Source organism: Clostridium sp. CAG:221 (genome assembly GCA_000435835.1).
Classification (GTDB): domain Bacteria; phylum Bacillota; class Clostridia; order Clostridiales; family Clostridiaceae; genus Clostridium.
Genome location: FR883401.1, coordinates 37,801 through 58,315, shown reverse-complemented (window position 1 = coordinate 58,315; position 20,515 = coordinate 37,801). Strand labels below are relative to the sequence as shown.

Here is a 20,515-nt window from a genome sequence, read left to right as displayed (position 1 = left end):
TAGTTCGTCTTAATGTGTCCACTACTTTATACTAACACCAATGATTAGCTTTTCACAAAATGAATTTGGTTTTGAACACTTTAGTATTGATTTAACAAGAAATCCACAATTAAGGGATGATAATGCGGATACTGGTTCAATTAAAAGTAGGCAAGTGCAAGATTTCATCCAGCTTTTTTGAGATTTATATACCCTTTATATTTTAAACATATGAATTTAATAGAAGAAAAAAATAAAAAAAATTGCCTATGTCCAATGTTTTACAATAATCAAGGACAAGCATTAACCCGTCAAATGTATTATTATATAAATTAAATAATGAGAAAGCGGCAGTGATTTTAGATGAATTTCAAATTCATTAAGAAGCTTTAAAGTAATAATTTAGTTGTAAGGTAAAGAATATAGGGTGGCTAGTAAATGTTTTAGCGATGAGAATGTATGAATAAGTTTAGAAAGTTTGAAGAGCGTATTCAGTAACATGAGAGAATAATACAAGAAACAAAGGAAAGTATATTTATATATAGAGTGTACAAGTTTTGTGAAGAAATATATGAATTATATATATAGTATTAAAATGGCGGATATTAATGAAAATTGAATATATTAAATATGAAATATTAGATAGTTCAATTAGTCATTAAATGAACAAAAACTTGAAACATTACAATAGAAAAACATATTTATGTCTAATGTAAAAGATTTGAATGACCTATTTGATAATAAGGCTTATTTTTATAGACAGGAAGTTATGAACGATTAGTGGAATGTGGAGGAAAATTAATAGATGACTTTTAAGTTTTTTCAAAAGTATCATCTTTAATAGCAAATAATTATTCTGGTTTTTGTGGTTCATATGATATGAAACATAATATACTGCTAAGTGCGTGTACTTTTCATATTCAATATAAAGTAGAGCTTATTTAGATGTACTATAGCTTTGAATGCCAAGGAGTGCCGTATTATGGAAGCAATTCTTAAGGAAATATATGTAGAGAAAAACTGAGGCCTGCGAATATTAATAAGATAACTAAAGTTGTAAAAGAAATACAGATACCTATATTTCAAATGGATTTTGATGATTTAATCGCAGAATTCAATTTAGTTTCCCAAAATATATCAGTTGAAATTTTTAAATGCCAGTATAAAAACTTAAAAGATATTATCAACCTATAAAAAGTAAAAGAACATTAAACAAATAATCTAGAAAGTATCCTGTTAAAAATAAAGCTTAAAGTTCAGTTTCAAACATTTATATTATTAACTTATCCTTCTTTTATTCATAGACCATAAAAAATTTTATGGTCTGTTTTTTATACGTTTTGAAAAAGGATATTATTTTGGAAATGGTTAAAAGTTTCCTTAGATAACTGAAATAAAATTACATATATGGTAAAATATATAATATGATTTGTGGAAAGGGAGAATTGTATGTTAAAAGAAAATATTGAGAAAAACTCTAAGGTTAAACCTAATTCTTATCAGGTAAAAGTATTAAAGGAATGTTTTCCGCAATTTTTTAATAAAGAAATTGAATTTAACTTTGATAAATTTAAAGAATTTATACAAGCAAGTGATATAAATATATCAAAAGAGGGGTATGAATTAAATTTTTTAGGAAAATCTTATGCGCGATTACAAGTAGGTACAGAAACAAAGACTGTGATTACACCAAATATTGAACATAATAGAATTGAAGGTAATAGGAAAAGTGAGAATATTTATATTGTTGGTGATAATCTCGACGCATTAAAACATTTGCTTAAATCATATGAGGGACAAATTAAATGCATTTATATAGATCCACCATATAATACTGGTAATAATGATTTTATATATCCTGATAATTTTGAATACAATACAGAATTATTAGCTAAACAGGCTGATATTACTGAAGAGGAAGCTAATAGAATTTTAAATATGGCTGGTTCTAGTACACATTCAGCATGGTTAACATTTATGTATCCAAGATTATTTTTAGCGAAAGATTTACTGAAAAAAGAGGGATTCATTTTTATTTCTATAGATGATAATGAACAAGGCAATTTGAAACTATTATGTGATGAAATTTTTGGCGAAAATAACTTCATAGGAAATATAACTGTTCAAACTAACAAAGGAGGACAAGATTATTTAGCTTTAGCTAAGACGCATGAATATTTATTATGCTATTCAAAAAATGAAGATGCATTATTGAATAAATTGGATAACGAAAATTTATGTAGAACTATGGAAGATAAATTAGGAACTTATGAATTAAGAGAATTGAGAAATAGGAATCCTAAATTTAATAAAGCTAATAGACCTAACTTGTATTATCCTATCTATGTTAATCCAAATGAGTTTGATGACAATAAATGTAATAGTATTTCTTGCGAAAAAACGGAGGAATTTACAATTGAAGTATTTCCGTTAAACAGTAAAGGCGAAGCAAGTTGTTGGAGATGGGGACTGCCTAAACTAAAAAAAGAAACTAATGGACATACAATAGATGAGTGTCCTATAGTTGCTCGTAAGAAAAAGGATGGAAATTATAATATATATGAAAAATATAGGGGAACTCAAAGTAAAGCTAAAACAATATGGGAAATCGAAGATGGAGAATATATTTGGGATAAAAGTGAATACAGGACTGAAAGTGGAACAAAAAGATTGAGTCAACTTTTAGGTAAGGCATATTTTGACCATCCAAAGCCAGTTGAACTTATTGAAAGAATTATAGAATTAGCTTGTGATAAAAGTGATATAATATTAGATTTTTTCTCTGGATCTGCAACTACTGCAGAAGCTGTTATGAAATCAAATGCTGTAAAGAATAGGAATAATAAATATATATGTGTGCAACTTCCTGTTAATCTTGATGAAGTTTTAGATAATGCTAAAAGTAATGATAAGGAAAAATACAGACAAGCAATAGAATTTTTAGATAGTATAAAGAAACCTCATTTACTTAGTGAAATAGGGATTGAGAGAATAAAGAGAGCAGCAGAAAATATAGAAGCAGATACCAAAAAGCATATTGATTATGGGTTCAAGATATATAATTTAAATACACCTAATCAGAATACTCTTGATAAAATAATTTCATTTGATAATGCTATAAATACATTAATACCTGAAAATTATGAAGAGATGTTTGCGTTTAACAATGCTAGTGGAAAAGAAACAATACTACAAACATGGAAGATTGATGATGGTTATGGATTTATGGCAGAAGATATTGAGATTACTCTTGATAAATACGTATGTAATTTATGTGAAAATACATTGTATTTAATAGATACTGGTATTACTAGAGAGGATATAATGTCACTTATTGAAATGATTGAAAATGGTAAAATTAATATAGATAGAATAATTCTTTTTGGATATTCTTTTAGTTATAATCAACTGGAAGAACTTAAAAAGAATATAGCTTTAATTAAAAATGTAAATTCAATAAGAGTGATTGAGAGGTTTTAGTTAAAATGAAAATAAAATTAAAATCAAATCTTGAGCATCAAAATAATGCAATTAAAGCTATAGTTTCTGTATTCAATAATGTGCTTATAAATAGTAGTAATAATATATATCAAAATCCTATTATAGATTTAAATGATGATGATATTATTAATAATATTAAATTAATACAATCAGGAGGATGTGAGGGAATAGAGCCTATTTATGATAGGTATAGAAATACTATTAATAATAAAGAAATGCTAAATTTGGATATAAGGATGGAGACTGGAACAGGGAAAACATATGTTTATACTAAAATGATGTTTGAATTAAATAAATTATATAAGTTTAAAAAATTCATAATAATAGTTCCGTCTACACCTATTAGAGAAGGGACAAGGCAATTTATTTTATCAGATTATGTAAAAAAACACTTTAGTGACGATTACAATAATAAAGTATTACAACTAGATGTTTTATGTGCTCAAAATACAAAAAAGAATGGTAGAAAAATGATGCCAGCTGCTATTACTAATTTTGTTAGTGGAACAAAATTAAATGGAAATAGGATTAACGCTTTGTTAATGAGTGATAGTATGTTACTTTCAAAAGCTACAATGGAAAAGAATGATTATGATCAAACATTATTAGGACATTATACTCAACCATATCAGGCAATAGAAAGTACAAGACCTATAGTAATAATAGATGAACCTCATAGATTTAAAAGAGATAATAAAGCATATAAGTGTATTATTGAAAAATTGAAGCCTCAGTTATTAATTAGATTTGGAGCTACTTTTCCTGATAAAGTAGATGGAGTAAAAGATTACGAAAATCTGATATACAATCTAGATTCTAAAGTTGCTTTTAATAAACAATTAGTAAAAGGTATTGAAGTTGAATATTTACCTAATATAAATGAAAAAGATACCAAGATTAAACTTATAGATATTAATAATACAAATCCTAAAAGTGTAACTTTTAGAAATGAGTCTAATAAGAAAAAGTATAGTATGAATATTGGAACATCAATGGCTAATATTAATAAAAATTTTTCCAATATATTTGTTGAAGAAATAGGTAAATGTGATGATATAGCTAATTCAGTAAGGCTTTCTAATGGTACAATAATTAAAATGAATGATATAATTTATCCAAATATCTATGGAAAGACATATCAAGAGTTGATGCTATCTCTAGCATTAGATAGACACTTTGAGAAAGAAAAGGAGAACTTTTTAAGAAAAATAAAAATTAAAACTGTAGCACTATTTTTTATTGATAATAGGTATTCATATAGAGGGGAAGAAAATAATGGAGAATTAAAAGTATTATTTGAAAGGTTGCTAAAGAATAAAGTAAAAGAAATTATTCATAATATTGATAATGATACGGATAATAAGGATGAACTAAAAGAGTATAGGGAGTATCTAGAAGCAACATTGAATAATATTTCTAAGACAAATGGTGGCTATTTTTCAAATGATAATTTTGTAAATGATGAAGATATTAAAATAGAAATTGATAATATATTAAGAGATAAGGAAAAACTATTATCTATAAAAGATAAAAATGGTCAATATAATGTATTTAGATTTGTATTTTCACAATGGACATTGAGAGAAGGTTGGGACAATCCTAATGTTTTTACAATCGCGAAACTAAGATCGAGCGGTAGCGAAATAAGTAAGCTACAGGAGGTAGGAAGAGGGTTAAGGTTACCTGTAGATATAAATGGAAATAGGGTTTCAGATGAGCAATTTTACTTAAATTATATTGTTGATTATTCAGAAAAGAACTTTGCAGTGAAAGTATTAAATGAAATTAATGTTGATTGCATAAAAAATAAAAATATAAAATCTGAAATTGAATTATACTGTAATAAGAATAATATAGAATTTAAAGATATGTTTGTTAAATTGTATTTGGGTAATTTAATAGATAATGAATACAATATTATACCCGATAATCTGGAAATTTTGTATTCAAAATATCCAGATTTAATTTCTGGAATATACAATGATAAGATTATCGATAAAAATAAAAAAGAAAATTCAAGAGTAGGAATAAGAAAAGACAACTTTAATGAATTAAAAGATTTGTGGACAGCAATAAATCAAAAGTTTTATCTTGCATTTGAAGAATTAGATGAAGTAAGTTTAATTGAGGTAATTGTAAGTATACTAGATAAGAATATTAATTCTGAAATGGAAATAACAACTATTAGAACAAAAACAATTTGTGAAAATAATGAAATTAAGCTGAAATCAACAGAAAGTAAAGTTTATGAAACTAATGAGTTAATTCCATATAATGAATTTTTAATGAGAATTGAGAGAAGTACTAGTATTCCAATAACTGTATTTAATAAAGCTGTAATAAAATATAATAATAAAAATAAAATTGGTAATGATTTTTTTAACGTGAATTCTTTAAAAATTTTTATATCAGAGTTTCTCGAATGGAAAAAATTAAATTTTATTCATAGATTTACTTTTAAAAAGTTAGATGTTGATGTTAGGGAAACAGCATTGACTTATAGAGGTGGTAAAGTAAGAGACTACATTCAACAGGCAGATGTAGGAATAAAATGTTATTATGATAAAGAAACACCTCAAAAATTCTTGTATGATAAGTTTGTTTATGATAGTGAATTGGAAAAAGAAAATATAGAGAAGAGTGGTATTGATGAAGTAATTGTATTTGGTAAGATACCTAGAAGAAGTATAAAAATACCTCTTTTTTGGGGTGGAACATATAGTCCTGACTTCATGTATTTAATTAAAAAAAATGATGAAAGTATTCAATTGAATTTTATAGTTGAAACTAAGGATGTTAAATCTGAAAGCACTTTGAGAAAAGAAGAAACTGATAGAATAGAATGTGCAAAAGTATTCTTTAAAAAACTTAATCAAATAGAAGGATTAAAAGTTAGGTTTGATAAACAATTGAAAAAAGATAATATTGTTGTAATGATTAGAAAGATATTAAATTCTAAATAAAATATATTAATCAATATAAGTAAAAGTACGTTTATAAGAAAAATGATAAGAAAAGCTAGAATATTAGTTGAGAATGTCTAAAGATTACGTGTTTTTAGACATTCTCTATTTTAATATAACTGATAATTCTAAATAAACTAATATATGAATTTTTTTAGTTAAAAAGAGAAAGCTATTTATATACTTCAATAATTATAATAAATGTAAAAGGGAGAGGAGAGTGATAAAGTAGTGAAAGTAGATAGGGAATTTTACACTAGAGATTGTTTAGTTGTAGCTAAGGAATTATTAGGTAAGGTATTAGTAAGAAAAATTAATGGTAAAATAATTAAGAGCAGAATAGTTGAAACAGAAGCTTATATTGGAATGATTGATAAAGCTTCTCATGCATATAATAAGAGGCTTACAGAAAGAACTAAGCCGTTATTTATGGAGGGGGGAGTATCTTATATATATTTTATTTATGGACTGTACTATTGTTTTAACGTAGTAGCTGATAAGAGAGACTATCCAGCAGGAGTGCTTATTAGAGCAGTGGAACCTTTAAATGAATTTGAGTATTTATCACAAATACGGTTTGAAAAACCATATTCTGAGCTTACTAAAAGTCAAGTGAAAAATCTTACAAATGGACCATCAAAATTATGCATGGCTTTACATATAACTAAAGAAGAAAATATGAGAAAGTTATATGAAAATGAAGAAATATATATTGAAGATGATGGATTCAAGGTTATTGAAATTGTTGAAACTACAAGAATCGGGATAGATTATGCTGAGGAGGCTATTAATTTTCCGTGGAGATTTTACATAAAGGATAACATATATGTATCTAAGAAATAAAAAGTGCTGCCAGGATTTACTGGCAGCATTTTTATATGCATTCAATAATATCTCCACCCATGCATTCACAGCATTGGTCTAAGCATATTAAATCGCAACAACTTATATCAAAATCGCAGCAGCAATCATCACAGCAACAGCAAGAGCAACCACGGTTTCTTCTTCTATAGCCACCATGATAATAATCATCACAGTAATGCTTATGCCTTGACATAAGATTAGCATATGATTCTTTAATGAAGTCATTAGATGGATCTAATGATATGGCATTATTAAAGTAATATATGGCACTATCATACCATGATTTATTAAAGAGCATAAGACCATACATGTAATTCCACATGGCATTTTTTTCAGTGATGGAATTAAGCTTTTCTTCTGCTAAATCTATTTTTCTTTTCTTTATAAGATTAATTATTTCTTTAAATATATTTTCATCATAACTTTTACTAATTTCCATGGATAAATCATCTCCTTAAGGTATATTACAATTTTATGTATTTATATTTAATTATATACAAGTGAAAATAAGTTAACAACTTACTTGGGTAAATAATAATGTTTAATAAAAGAAAAACTTGGTATATAATATAATAGTTAATTTACTAAAAGCGTGAGGTGGAGCAGTGAATATTAGAGAGCTAAATAGTTTAATGACAAGTCATGATATAAAAAATAGGCTCCCAAGGGGACGAAGATCCGTAAATGAAGGGTTAGTACATCAAGTCAAATCTATGGTAGATCCACAGTATGACTCTTTAGATATTTATGGGAAGGTTATGTCAAGTGAAAGCAGGGAAATGTATAGTACCAATATTTCCATTGATATAAAAAATTTAAAATTAATATATACAGAATGTGACTGCATTGATTATAAAGACAATGCAGATTTTAATTCAAATTATATATGTAAGCATGTAGCTGCTACATTTTATAGATTTATAGATATCTTAGAAGAAAGACTTAAAGAAGAGAGCAGAGGTCAAGGTTTAAGTGCTAGAAAAATAGATATGGATTATAGCAAAAAACTGTTAGATCAGTTAGATGAAGATGATAATAAAAGAGAAATGCTAAATATAGAAGTTTCTTTAGAAAAGAAAAGCTATTTTAGAGGCGAGCCTTTTTTTGAAGCAGATTTTAAAATAGGTAGCAATCATCTTTATGTAATGAAGAACATTCCTGAGTTTGTTAAAGCAAGAATAAACGAAGAAAAATTAATTTATGGTAAAAATTTTATTTATGATCCTAAAAGACATTATTTTTCAGATGAGGATGAAAGAATAATAGATTTTATTGAAGAATATGCGGGGTTAAATGAAGCTTTAGGAAGTGGTCCTTTATATGGAAGAACAAGCAGTGGACCAATTTCTAAAAATAAGATGCTGGTGATACCATCACAGACATTAAGAAGATTTTTAGAGTGCTTATCCCATAAGAGAATAACATTTATAGAGAAAGATGAAGAAAAAAAGATAAAAATAAAGAAAGAGGATATGCCACTAAAGTTTAAATTGGAAGAGGACCATGACAGCATTAATTTAAGCATATCAAACAATCTTCCAAGGCCACTTACATATAAAAGTGATGTATATATTTATGATGATGTAGTATATCTACCGTCAAAAAAGCAGGCTCAAAAATATAAACTATTTTACTCAGCCTTAAAGGATAACGAAAAAATATCCTTCAAAGGTGAAAAGAAGAAAGATGTGTTTACTAAGATAATTCCTGCTTTAGATATAATTACAAAAGAAGTTAATCTTGATGACAATTTAAAGAAGAATATTGTAAAAGAAGATTTAAAGATACAAGTATTTTTTGATAGAGATAAGAAAAGTACTTGGGCTGATGTAAAGATGAATTATGGCGAAGAATCTTTTAATCTTGCTAAAGGACCAAATAATGAACAATATATAATAAGAGATTTAAATAAAGAACAAAATATTGAAAATGTTTTAAATAGACATAGTTTTTATAGGGATAAAGGAAAGTTTATCTTTAATGGTGATGATGATAAGTTATATGAATTTCTTTTAAGTGATTTAAAAGATGTAAAAGAGTGTGGAGAGGTATTTTATTCTGATAGGTTTAAAGATAGAAAAATTTATGGGTCTACATCTATGAAAGGATCCATAAAGAAAGATGGTAATAGCAATTTCTTAGAGTTTACCTTTGAAGTGGAAGAAGTTGATAAAGCAGAATTTGCAGATATTTTAAGAGCTTTTAAGGAAAAAAGGAAATTCTATAAATTAAAGAATGATTCATTTGTTAATTTTGCTGATGAAAAGGTAAAAGACTTTTTCACTTTAGCAGAAACATTGTCACTAGATAATAATATGGATGAAAATAGAATTAGGATTCATAGAAATAGAGCTGCATTTATAAATGAAGCAATAGAAAGTGGCAATATGTCTTATATAGATGGAAAAGAAATTGTATCACATATTTCTAATAAACTTAAGACTATTAAGGAAGTTAATTATAGCATTCCAGCAAAATTAAATGCTAAACTTAGAGATTATCAAATAACAGGATATAATTGGTTTAAGACTTTAAGTCATTATGAATTTGGTGGGATTTTAGCAGATGAAATGGGACTTGGTAAAACAATTCAAACCATAACATTCTTGCTTTCAGAAAAAGAGAATAATAAGAAATCACTTATAGTGACACCAACTTCATTAATTTATAATTGGAAAAGTGAGTTTGAAAACTTTGCTCCATCAATGAGGATTGCTGTACTGCATGGAAGTAAAGAAGAAAGAATTGAAATTATGGAAAATATAGAATCTTATGATGTTATACTTACAACTTATGGGACACTTAAAAATGATTATGAATGGTATAATGACAAAGAATTTGATTATTGCATCATAGATGAAGCACAGCATATAAAGAATCCTCAATCTATAAGCAGTGAAACTGTAAAAGAGATAAAAGCTAAAGTCAAATTTGCCCTTACAGGTACACCAATAGAAAATAATCTCTTAGAATTATGGTCAATTTTTGACTTTGTAATGCCAGGATACCTTTATAATAAAAATAGGTTCCAGGAAAGATTTATTGGAACTAGGGAAGGAACTGTAGCTCTTAAGAAGATGATACAACCTTTTATTTTAAGAAGGCTTAAGAAAAATGTTATGATGGAATTGCCAGATAAAATAGAAAAGAAGTATTATGTGGAAATGAATGAAGAGCAGAAGAAAGTATATTCATCTTATATTGCTGATATAAAGGAAAAGATGAATGACAAAGATATTAATAAAGATAAGATAACCATATTTTCATATTTGACAAAGTTAAGGCAGTTATGCTTAGATCCATCTGTTATTGTTGAGGGGTATAATGGCGGAAGTAGCAAGATAGATACAGCACTTTCTATAGTTTGTGATGCCATTGATGCAGAAAGGAAGATACTTTTATTTTCGCAATTTACATCAGTACTTGACAATATAAAAAAGACATTAAAAGAAAATAATATAGATTATTATTATCTAGATGGTGCAACAAAAGCACAAGAAAGAATAAAACTTGTTAATGATTTTAATAGTAAAGATGATGTTAGCGTATTTTTAATATCTTTAAAAGCAGGAGGAACAGGACTAAATTTAACATCAGCAGATATGGTAATTCATTTTGATCCATGGTGGAATCCAGCCATAGAAGATCAAGCAACAGATAGAGCCCATAGATTTGGACAAAAAAGTAATGTAGAAGTAATAAAACTTATTGCAAAAGGGACCATTGAAGAAAAGATAATTAAGCTACAAGATGATAAAAAGGAAGTAATTGGAGAAGTAATGAATGGAGATTATAAGAATGGAAGTTTACTTGGAACATTAAGTGAAGAGGAAATAAAGGAATTATTCTTATAATTGGGAGGGAAGAAAATGCTAATTGAAGAGAGAAAGAAAATAATATTAGAAAAGTTAAAAATCAATTCTATGGTAACTTTAGCAGAGCTCATAGATGAAATTGGTGCCTCTGAATCAACCATTAGAAGAGATCTTCAAATGCTTGATAAGGAAGGAAAGTTGAAAAAGGTTCATGGAGGAGCAGTAGCCATTGGAGATGACTATTTTAAAAATGACTATAAGGTTATCCTTAGACAGGAAATAAATAAAGGTGAAAAAAATGAAATAGCAAAGTTTGCCTCTAAAATAGTTGAAGATGGTGATACTATATATATAGATGCTGGAACAACTACAGAGCATATGATTGATTATTTAAAGAATAAGCAGATTACTGTAGTGACAAATGGAATTGCTCATGCTAAAAAATTAGTTGATATGAATATAAAAACTTTTATTTTAGGTGGGGAAATAAAAGGCGTTACAGAAGCTATTGTAGGTGTTAGAGCTGTAAAGGACCTTGAAAGCTACAATTTCACAAAGGGATTCTTTGGTGCAAATGGAATAAGTTTAGAAAATGGATGTACTACTCCAGATGCCAACGAAGCTATGGTAAAAACAGAAGCAATCAAGAAATGTGGCAAGGCATATATACTTGCAGATAAAAGTAAATTTGATGAAAATAGCTTTATAACTTTTTGTAAGATGGAGGATGTAATAATAATTACTGATAAAGAAGAGTGTGAAAAATATAAAACAGAAATATTTAAGATAAAGTAGTAAGGCTATGATTTGTGTCTAATAATTAATGCAGATACTTAAAATAAATCTAGGGAGAAAAGGGAGGAAGAAATGAATAAAACAAAAAAGGCAATATTTAATGCTGCAATAAAAGTGTTTTCGATAGAGGGATATGATAGTGCCACAGTAGAGGAAATAGCTTCAGAAGCAGGAGTGGCAAAAGGGACATTATATTACAATTTTCAGGGTAAAGAGGAAATTTTTAAATTTGTAATAGATGAAGGAATGAAGCTAATAAAGAATGAAGTGCTTGATGCCATAAAGGATATTGATGATCCTCTTGAAAAGTTAAAAATATCAGCTAAAGTACAGCTAAGATATGTGTATAATAATAAAGAATTTTTTAGAGTAATAATGAGTCAAATATGGGGAGATAAGAATCGTCATCAAGAAATGAGACAAGAGATTAGAAGACTTGTAAATATAAACTCAAATAGAATAAATGATATAACTAAGGGAAAAGCAGATAAAGATGTGTTAGAAGTTTTAGGATGCTGCTTTATAGGGGTGTTATTTTCTTCAGCATTATATGAAATTTTATATGAAGACCAATATTCAGAAAATTATATAGTAGATAGATTTATGGAGTATGTTAATTTTTCAATAGAAAAGATTAATAAAAAAGTATAATTAAGAAAAGAGATAATGTTTATGAATACAAAAAATATCACTTATTCAGCTGTTTTTTCAGCTATATTTGTTTTGCTAAGTATAATAGCTATTAGTACCGGTATTGCATATTCCTTATTCCTAGATATAATAGTACCTATATATGTATGTATTGTATTTTTAAAGCTTGACAGAAAGTATGCAGTATTTATGAGCATTACGTCACTTATGATTGTTTTTTTCATTTTAGGTAATGTGGTAGCAGCAATTTGGATGGCACAAGGTATGATAATTGGATTTATATGTACTTTATTTATTAGTAGGGATAGCTGCATTTTTGATGATTTATTGTTTTCATCAATACTGGCCACTTTTGTAATAATATTTGTGGATATATATTTTTCAGCGCTTACAGGATATAGTTTAATTAAAGATTCAGAAGAACTTTTAAAAACTGTAGTAAAGACATTAAGTACATATAATCCATTAATGGTATTGCCAGATTATTATTCATCACTAATAATTTATTTAAGTATTGCAACTATACCAGTAGGAACAGTAATGGTGGTTTATTTAGGATCTATGACATTGGGAAATAAATTAATGATTTTAGACAAAAATACTAAAAGAAAGTTCAATATAATAAAACAATTTAAAAAGTATGGTTCACTATTATGTTGCAGTAAAGAAGCTTATATATTTTCTATAGTATATGTGATTATAGTAGAGTTAATTAAAGTTTTTAATATTAAAATAACAATAGATTATTTAAGGGTAGTTATTATGTCTATGGAAGTAATATTCTTTTACTTTATTGTTAAAGATTCACTTTCATTTGTTATGAAGTATATAATAATAAGAAATAAATCAATGGTATTATATAAAATATTATTAATATTTTCAGTGTTTTTATTATTAACAAATTTTAAAATTACAGTTTTATTACTTATTATTTCATCATGGATAATAAATAATAAAATAGATTTAAGACAGAGGCAGATAAAGGCTTTAGAAGCAATTTAATTTTTTAAATAAAAAAACAGTAAAATTAATTTTTACTGTTTTTTTATTTTTTGGAATTTACATAATTAAAGTTTCATATATATAAATATAAATAAATTCAGAGGTGATATAAATGAGTATTTATGTATTGAAAGAGTATGTTGAAAAGTGCATAGCTTTAGGAAAAGAAGCAACCTTTGAAGGATTAAAGAAGTATTATAGCAATAAAAGTAGCAATAAAAAGATATAGATAGCATTTAAGTGGAATTTATAAACTAATTATGTTATTCTAAATTATATTAAAAAATTTAGAAGGAGAATATATAATATGGATAAAATAGGAAGTAGAAATAAGGGAATAATTTTAATTATTATTTCTGCCTTTGGATTTGCTATGATGTCTGCTTTTGTAAAATTAGCTGGTGATCTACCGTCATTTCAGAAAACGTTTTTTAGAAACTTAGTTTCGTGTTTTGTAGCAATGTTTTTTATCATAAAGCACAAGCAGAGTTTTTTTGGCAAAAAAGAAAATCAGAAGATATTAATAACAAGATCAACCTTTGGTACTTTAGGTATAATATTTAATTTTTATGCCATTGATAAACTTGTGTTATCAGATGCAAATATGCTTAATAAACTAAGCCCATTTCTTGTCATTATTTTTTCGGCATTATTTTTAAAGGAGAAAATTAACTTAAGACAATTGATTTCAATAATTATTGCCTTTATAGGAGCCTTATTTATAATTAGGCCTGAATTTAACATGGCAGTAATGCCAGCTATAGTTGGAGTGTTAGGAGCAGTATGTGCTGCAGCAGCTTACACATGCTTAAGATTCCTTGGAGGAAAGGAAAAACATTATACAATTGTATTTTATTTTTCAACCTTTTCTCTAATAGTAATAGCACCATTTATGATTGCTGTATATAAGCCTATGAGTTTTATGCAGTTTGTTTATTTAATATTTGCTGGAATATTTGCCACTGTAGGGCAGTTTGGTATTACTTTAGCATATAAATATGCACCATCAAAAGAAATTTCAATTTTCGATTACTCCAATATAATTTTCTCAGCTATAATAAGCTTTGTAGTATTTGGAGTTTTACCAGATTATATGAGTATAATAGGATATGTAATAATCTTTGGGGCATCCTTATATATGTATTTGTATAATAGAAAATTAGATAAGGAAAAAGCATAGGAGAAATAGTTATGAAGGACAATTATGAAAATATAGAAGAGGTTTTTACAGAAATGCTAAAATACAGTGTTGATGAAGCCTTTAAATATTGTGATGAAGGATATGATGAAACTAAAAACCCAGAATTCCTTCTTTATAAAGGACATGCACATCTTGTTTCAGGAGAGTATGAAGAAGCTATATTATCAGTAGATAAGGCTTTTGAATTAGGATGCGATTATCAAGTATATGGTTATAATGTAAAAGCTGAAGCACTACTAGAATTAGGTTTGTATGTAGAAAGTAGAAGATACTATGAAAGAGTAATAGAATTGTCGCCAGACAATTATATAGCTACTATATTCCAAGTGGAACTTGATATTAGAGAAGAGTTCTATGAGGACGCTATTAGTAGAGCAGAAGCATATATAGAAAACTATGGAAATAATAAAGATGAAGTAGCAGATCTAAAATCAGCTATAGCATGGACATATATGGTAGATTTAAATTTACCACATGAAGGCTTTGAATACTTTAAGGAAGCTATAGAGCTAAATGAAAATTGCAGCAGAGCACATACAGGAATAGGTATTTACTATAATCATATTAAGGAATATGAAAAAGCCATTGAAAGCTTTATAAAAGCTATTGAATGTGCACCTGAAGATGGAGAAAACTATTTTGGACTTGCGGTATGCTATAAAGAAATAGGAAAATTTGAAGAAGTGGAAAAGAATTTAATTATGGCCAATGCACTTTTGCCAGAAGATAATAGAATATTATATGAGTTTGCTTTTGAACTTTTACGTCAGGAAAAAAAGGAAGAGGCAATAGAGATGTTTAAAGAAATACTAATATATAATCCAGATGATGAAGAAGTGGCAGGTTTAATCAGTTCACTTAATTAGGAGGAAATTATAATGGAAATAAGAGAAGAATTTTTATGGGGATACGCGGAAAAATTAGAAGAAGATGCAGCTACAGCACTTGCCTATGCCATGGAAGAGTTAGAAAATAGTAAAAATCCAGAAATACATGTTTATGTAGCTGATGCTTTAATGGCATTAGATGATTATGAAGGTGCAGTGGAAGAAATTAATGAAGCTCTAGAAAAGAATATAGTTAATGTTAATTACGCTAAAAGTTTAAAAGGTGAAGCACTATTTTATTTAGAAAGATATGAAGAAAGTAAGAAGGTATTTACAGAAATTTTAGATAGCAATCCTAACAGCTTTTTTGTGGTAGCATACCTTACTGACATAGATATAAAGCTTGGTAAATATGCAGAAGGTATTGCAAGAGCTGAAAAAGTTCTTAGCTCAAATACATTAAGCAATTCAGATGCAGCACATATAAAAGCAAATGTAGGCTGGATCAAGCTAAAATATTTACATAAAGCCAGTGAAGCAATGGTAGATTTTGAAGAGGCCCTAAAATTAGATGCAAATATGGGTAGTGTCTATATAGGCATAGCAGAATATTATATGTCAAATAAAGATTATGAAAAAGCTTTAGAAAATTATGAAAAAGCAATAGATTTAGATGAAGGTAGTGTTGACGTTTATTATAATTTAGCAATGTGTCTTAAAATGATGGGCCATAAGGAAGATGCTTATGAATATTTCAATATAGTTTATCAATATGATCCTAGCTATAAAGATGTAAAAGAAATAATAGATGAATTAAATAGGAAATAATATTAAGAAAGATGTTTTTATAAGTAAAAACATCTTTTTTAATATATAAATTAAAAAAAGTGATATTATATAGGTAAATAGGGAATATGGAGGATGAAAAAATGAGAATAGCTTTAATAGCACATGATAAGAAAAAAGAAGAAATGATTGAATTTACAAAAAAGAATGAAAGTATTTTAAAAAAAGTAGAACTAGTTTCTACAGGAACAACTGGGCTTAAAGTAATGGAAAATACTGATTTAAAAATTTATAGATATAAGAGTGGACCTTTAGGAGGAGATCAGCAAATAGGTGCTTTGGTGGCAGACCATAATATAGATATGATAATCTTTTTAAGAGATCCACTAACATCGCAGCCACATGAACCGGATATAATGGCACTTTTAAGATTATGTGACGTATACAAGGTACCACTAGCAACCAATGTAGCATCAGCTCAACTTTTACTTGACGCCATTGACGTAAAATTATAAAAATGAAAAATCCCACTCAAAATATGAGAGGGATTTTTTTTGATTATATATAGTCTTAAATAAAATACTCGTAAATGAGTATAAACATTAATAAAAAAATCAGTTCAGCAATTAACCATAAAAAGAAATAGGAAAAAATATAGTATACATAATAATGAAATATAAAGAGTAATACTTAAATAAAATGTTTATACTAACTTAGAGGTGATAGTTAATGAATTTAAGTACAGGAATAAATCTTCAAAAAGAATTAAATGCAATTATGAGAAGAGTGAAAAAACCTAAAATCCATGATAAGGAAGAGTGTATTTTTTGCTGTGATGATAATTATGATGATGGATATGATTATAAAAATCATGAGGTCTATGATTTAGAAGATGAAGATGAAAATGAAAATTTGGATATGAGAGATATGATGCAATTTGATTCAAAAATCTTAATGTATTTAGGTGTAGGAATTGCATTGGGTGCATTAGGAGTATATTTGTTAAGAAGATAGTTAATTGAAATCATATGAAAATTAAATGACATAGAATTGTAAGTTTTATGTCATTTAAAATTTTATATTTAATTTTATATTTATAGAGAGAAAGTGAATAAATGAAAAAAATAATAATCAAAGTTTTAGCGGCATTACTGATAGTTACACCAATTAATATTGAAGTTCAAGCACTACTTTGTAAAGAACAATATGAAGTTGAAAGTACGGAAAATGTTCAGGAGATAATGGAAACATTATGTTCAGATAAATGTAGGGGAAGAGTAGTAGCAACAGATGAAAATTTAAGAGCTGCCCAGTATATAGAGAATTATTTTACATCAATAGGTTTAGATATATTTGATGGAGACAGCTTTTATAATGAAACAGGTTTAAGATATCGTGGCAAGGAGAATTTTGCTATTAATAATGTGGTAGGTGTTATAAAAGGAACTGAAGGTGAAAACGCAGTGTTTTTAACAGCACATTTTGATCATATTGTAGGACAGAACGGCCAGAAATTAATGGGAGCCATAGATAATGCATCAGGGATAAGCGTAATTTTACAAACTGCTAGGAAACTAAGTGCAAAAGCAAAAGAAAAACCTTTAAAAGATGATATTGTTATTGTTGCTTATAATGCTGAAGAAACAGGCTTAAATGGAAGTAATGAGTTTATGAAAAAATATAATAAGAAATATAATAAGTGCTATAATATAAATATTGATTGTGTTGGTGTAAAAGATTGTATGGAACTAGCAATGGGAAATAATGATGCTAAATCTGAAGGATTATACAGTGCCATGAGAAAAATATTTAATGAAGAAGAAGTTCCGTATAATGATAATGTTTATGCAACTAAAAATGGTGTTATCAGAGGAACTAGCGATCATCAAATCTTTAGAATGTATGGATATCCATCGCTAGTCATTGGTGATGATAATATAATAGATATTGTCCATACTGATAATGATAATCTTGATAATGTAGATTATAGTGATTTGGAAAAGTTAAGTGAAGTAATATATAAATTTATATCTGAAAATCGCTATGATATGAATGAAATAAAAACTGGAAATTAAGTTTCCAGTTTTTATTTTTTTAAGCAATAATGTTTGCCAATTATAATACATTTACAATCTTCACCATGGCCTAGTTCAAAAGATTTAGCTATAGGAATGGAGGAGTCTATTAGAGAAATAATCATTTCTTCAATGGAAGGTTTATAGTTTTCCCTTTCCATTTCAGTAAAGGTTCCAAGTATTATACCTTTAATATTATCAAAGGCACCTACTTGCTTATATTGACTAAGGAATGTTGCCATCTTTGCACAATCGCCACTTAAACTTTCAAGGAATAATATTTTATTATTAAAGTCAGGCTGATACTTGGTGCCCATAAGCTTAAGGAAACAACGAATATTACCACCAACAACCATACCTTCCATTTTAGAACCACGAATAAATTCATATTTAAAGCTAGGCGTATTAGATTTCATAAAGCTATTTAAAAAATATTCTTTTTGCTCAATAGAGTATTTTCCTATTAGGTGTCTTAATTGATAATGATAAGTTGTTATATTTCCATTAGAATTAATGGCATTTAATAGTGTTGATAAATCACTGTATCCGAAAAATGGTTTAGGATTGTTTGATATAACTTGAAAGTCAATATAATCTAATGTTTCGTTAGAAAGGTCTCCACCAGAAAGGTCAAAGATAGCTTTTATATTTGTGTCTTTAAAATATGTATTAAGTATATCTGCTCTTTCCTTACCACTACCATTAAATGGACCTTGTTTTTTGTAAAACACAGGTGAAAGAATAGGATTTAATCCTAGGTCTTTAAGAGCTTCAATTAAATTATCTATTTTATTTTTATTTGCAATATCAATACCATTGGAATTAGCCACAAGACCAATGGAATCATGAGTTTTTAATAATGAATTCAAATTAACATCTCCTTATTTATAGTTATTTACTATATTATAAGCATATACTTGATAAATTTATAGATAATATTATTAAAAAGCACCAGATTTTGATATTACTTATGTAAATGTGATATACTGTAGGGGTGAAAGATTAAGTTTATGAGGTGTTGTACTAATGGAAGAAAAGATTTTACAAGAATATATAAAAAATATAACAAAGGCCAGTACATATTTTATATTTAAAAACGGGCCAGTAAAGAAGTTACAGGAAGAAGGTAAACTAACAGCTGAAGAAGTAAAAGAAATGCAAGTTTATATGCAAAATCATTTAGCATATTTATATAATGTGTTATTAGAAGAAAATAATTTAAAGAAATTTGATTTAGTAGTAGGAACTATGAATAATTTCTATGTAAATGACAATGAAAATATTGAATTATGTGATGATGGATTTGATAAATTCTTTGAAGGATTGTTCCCAAAAACTAGTAATATTACAATGAAATAAATAAAATAATGATAAGATTATCCTATAAATAGTTTAATGGAAAGAGTAATGGATATAGTTAAGGTAGTTTTAGGATAATCTCATCATTTAAGTTTATTCACTTAAGTCTAAAATTATATCGAAACAAAGCAATAAAATTATATTATAGAAAACATAGGAGATGATTTAATGTACATAGCATTTGGAAATAGAGTTGTAGATAGCATGGATATGAAAAAATTAATTGAAGACAATACTGAGTTTAAAGTAATAAAAGATATGAGTAAGGGTTCTAAGAGAGAAGATATAGTAGCTTTTAATTTAAGTATGAGCATTGATTTATTAAATGAAGAATTAAGTGAAGAATTTAATTTAAGTGAAGTAGATGAAGATACTTTATTTGAAGAGTATATGGCTCTTACAGAAGAAATAGCTGTAGAAATTGAAGAATTCTTAGATGATGATGCAATAATGGAATTTGCAGCATATAAAATGGATCCATCAGATAATGATATAAAGGCAGTAATTGTTATAGCACAGGAAGAGTTAGGAATGCCTAAGGTTAAAGATGTAATGAGAAGATTATTAACTCAAGTTGAGTAGTTTAATGAACAAATGCTCTGCGGATTTTAGGAGTAAGTTGTTATATTATTTAGTTATAATATTGCTGGATGGTATTTTTATGCCATACGTATTTTTGATATACCTATAAATATAA

At 27.2% G+C, this 20,515-nt stretch carries 17 protein-coding genes; 15 read left to right on the top strand and 2 right to left on the bottom strand.

Annotated features, from left to right (window positions below):
• The first annotated feature begins 1,428 nt into the window (after positions 1-1,428).
• The 3 genes from Q5O44_RS07465 to Q5O44_RS07455 all read left to right on the top strand — a co-directional run bounded on the left by Q5O44_RS07465 (position 1,429) and on the right by Q5O44_RS07455 (position 7,286).
• A complete protein-coding gene (locus Q5O44_RS07465) occupies positions 1,429-3,459 on the top strand; it encodes a site-specific DNA-methyltransferase (protein WP_022167781.1) in 2,031 nt (676 codons plus the stop codon).
• 5 nt (positions 3,460-3,464) lie between these two features.
• On the top strand, positions 3,465-6,443 hold the full coding sequence (locus Q5O44_RS07460; RefSeq protein ID WP_022167780.1) for a type III restriction-modification system endonuclease: 2,979 nt from the start codon (positions 3,465-3,467) through the stop codon (positions 6,441-6,443).
• A gap of 231 nt (positions 6,444-6,674) precedes the next feature.
• The gene (locus Q5O44_RS07455; protein ID WP_022167779.1) at positions 6,675-7,286 is read left to right on the top strand and encodes a DNA-3-methyladenine glycosylase; all 612 of its coding nucleotides are present in this window, start codon (positions 6,675-6,677) and stop codon (positions 7,284-7,286) included.
• Positions 7,287-7,317: 31 nt separating this feature from the next.
• Here Q5O44_RS07455 and Q5O44_RS07450 read toward each other — a convergent pair whose 3' ends face one another.
• On the bottom strand, positions 7,318-7,746 hold the full coding sequence (locus Q5O44_RS07450) for a tol-pal system YbgF family protein (protein ID WP_022167778.1): 429 nt from the start codon (positions 7,744-7,746) through the stop codon (positions 7,318-7,320).
• Between the two features lie 166 nt (positions 7,747-7,912).
• On the opposite strand from Q5O44_RS07450, the gene Q5O44_RS07445 reads away from it, so the two are divergent.
• The 10 genes from Q5O44_RS07445 to Q5O44_RS07400 all read left to right on the top strand — a co-directional run bounded on the left by Q5O44_RS07445 (position 7,913) and on the right by Q5O44_RS07400 (position 18,459).
• A complete protein-coding gene (locus Q5O44_RS07445; protein ID WP_022167777.1) occupies positions 7,913-11,161 on the top strand; it encodes a DEAD/DEAH box helicase in 3,249 nt (1,082 codons plus the stop codon).
• A gap of 15 nt (positions 11,162-11,176) precedes the next feature.
• Entirely contained in the window at positions 11,177-11,917 is a 741-nt protein-coding gene (locus Q5O44_RS07440) for a DeoR/GlpR family DNA-binding transcription regulator (RefSeq protein ID WP_022167776.1), read from the top strand.
• A gap of 72 nt (positions 11,918-11,989) precedes the next feature.
• Positions 11,990-12,568, top strand: coding sequence for a TetR/AcrR family transcriptional regulator (locus Q5O44_RS07435; RefSeq protein WP_022167775.1), 579 nt, complete (start codon positions 11,990-11,992; stop codon positions 12,566-12,568).
• A gap of 21 nt (positions 12,569-12,589) precedes the next feature.
• On the top strand, positions 12,590-13,570 hold the full coding sequence (locus Q5O44_RS07430) for a hypothetical protein (protein ID WP_022167774.1): 981 nt from the start codon (positions 12,590-12,592) through the stop codon (positions 13,568-13,570).
• Between the two features lie 307 nt (positions 13,571-13,877).
• A complete protein-coding gene (locus tag Q5O44_RS07425; protein WP_022167772.1) occupies positions 13,878-14,750 on the top strand; it encodes a DMT family transporter in 873 nt (290 codons plus the stop codon).
• 11 nt (positions 14,751-14,761) lie between these two features.
• The gene (locus Q5O44_RS07420; protein ID WP_022167771.1) at positions 14,762-15,637 is read left to right on the top strand and encodes a lipopolysaccharide assembly protein LapB; all 876 of its coding nucleotides are present in this window, start codon (positions 14,762-14,764) and stop codon (positions 15,635-15,637) included.
• Positions 15,638-15,649: 12 nt separating this feature from the next.
• A complete protein-coding gene (locus Q5O44_RS07415; protein WP_022167770.1) occupies positions 15,650-16,426 on the top strand; it encodes a lipopolysaccharide assembly protein LapB in 777 nt (258 codons plus the stop codon).
• Between the two features lie 101 nt (positions 16,427-16,527).
• The gene (mgsA, locus tag Q5O44_RS07410; protein WP_022167769.1) at positions 16,528-16,899 is read left to right on the top strand and encodes a methylglyoxal synthase; all 372 of its coding nucleotides are present in this window, start codon (positions 16,528-16,530) and stop codon (positions 16,897-16,899) included.
• 214 nt (positions 16,900-17,113) lie between these two features.
• Entirely contained in the window at positions 17,114-17,398 is a 285-nt protein-coding gene (locus Q5O44_RS07405) for a hypothetical protein (protein WP_022167768.1), read from the top strand.
• A gap of 101 nt (positions 17,399-17,499) precedes the next feature.
• Positions 17,500-18,459 (top strand): M28 family metallopeptidase, encoded by a 960-nt coding sequence (locus Q5O44_RS07400; RefSeq protein ID WP_022167767.1) that lies wholly within the window; start codon positions 17,500-17,502, stop codon positions 18,457-18,459.
• 11 nt (positions 18,460-18,470) lie between these two features.
• Here Q5O44_RS07400 and Q5O44_RS07395 read toward each other — a convergent pair whose 3' ends face one another.
• On the bottom strand, positions 18,471-19,328 hold the full coding sequence (locus Q5O44_RS07395) for a S66 peptidase family protein (protein ID WP_022167766.1): 858 nt from the start codon (positions 19,326-19,328) through the stop codon (positions 18,471-18,473).
• A gap of 157 nt (positions 19,329-19,485) precedes the next feature.
• Here Q5O44_RS07395 and Q5O44_RS07390 point away from each other — a divergent pair, with 157 nt between their 5' ends.
• Together Q5O44_RS07390 and Q5O44_RS07385 are read left to right on the top strand one after the other, a co-directional pair.
• Entirely contained in the window at positions 19,486-19,818 is a 333-nt protein-coding gene (locus Q5O44_RS07390; protein ID WP_022167765.1) for a hypothetical protein, read from the top strand.
• A 168-nt stretch (positions 19,819-19,986) separates the two neighbouring features.
• Complete coding sequence (locus Q5O44_RS07385) at positions 19,987-20,400, top strand: hypothetical protein (RefSeq protein ID WP_022167764.1); 414 nt, start codon at positions 19,987-19,989, stop codon at positions 20,398-20,400.
• The last annotated feature ends 115 nt before the right edge of the window (positions 20,401-20,515 follow it).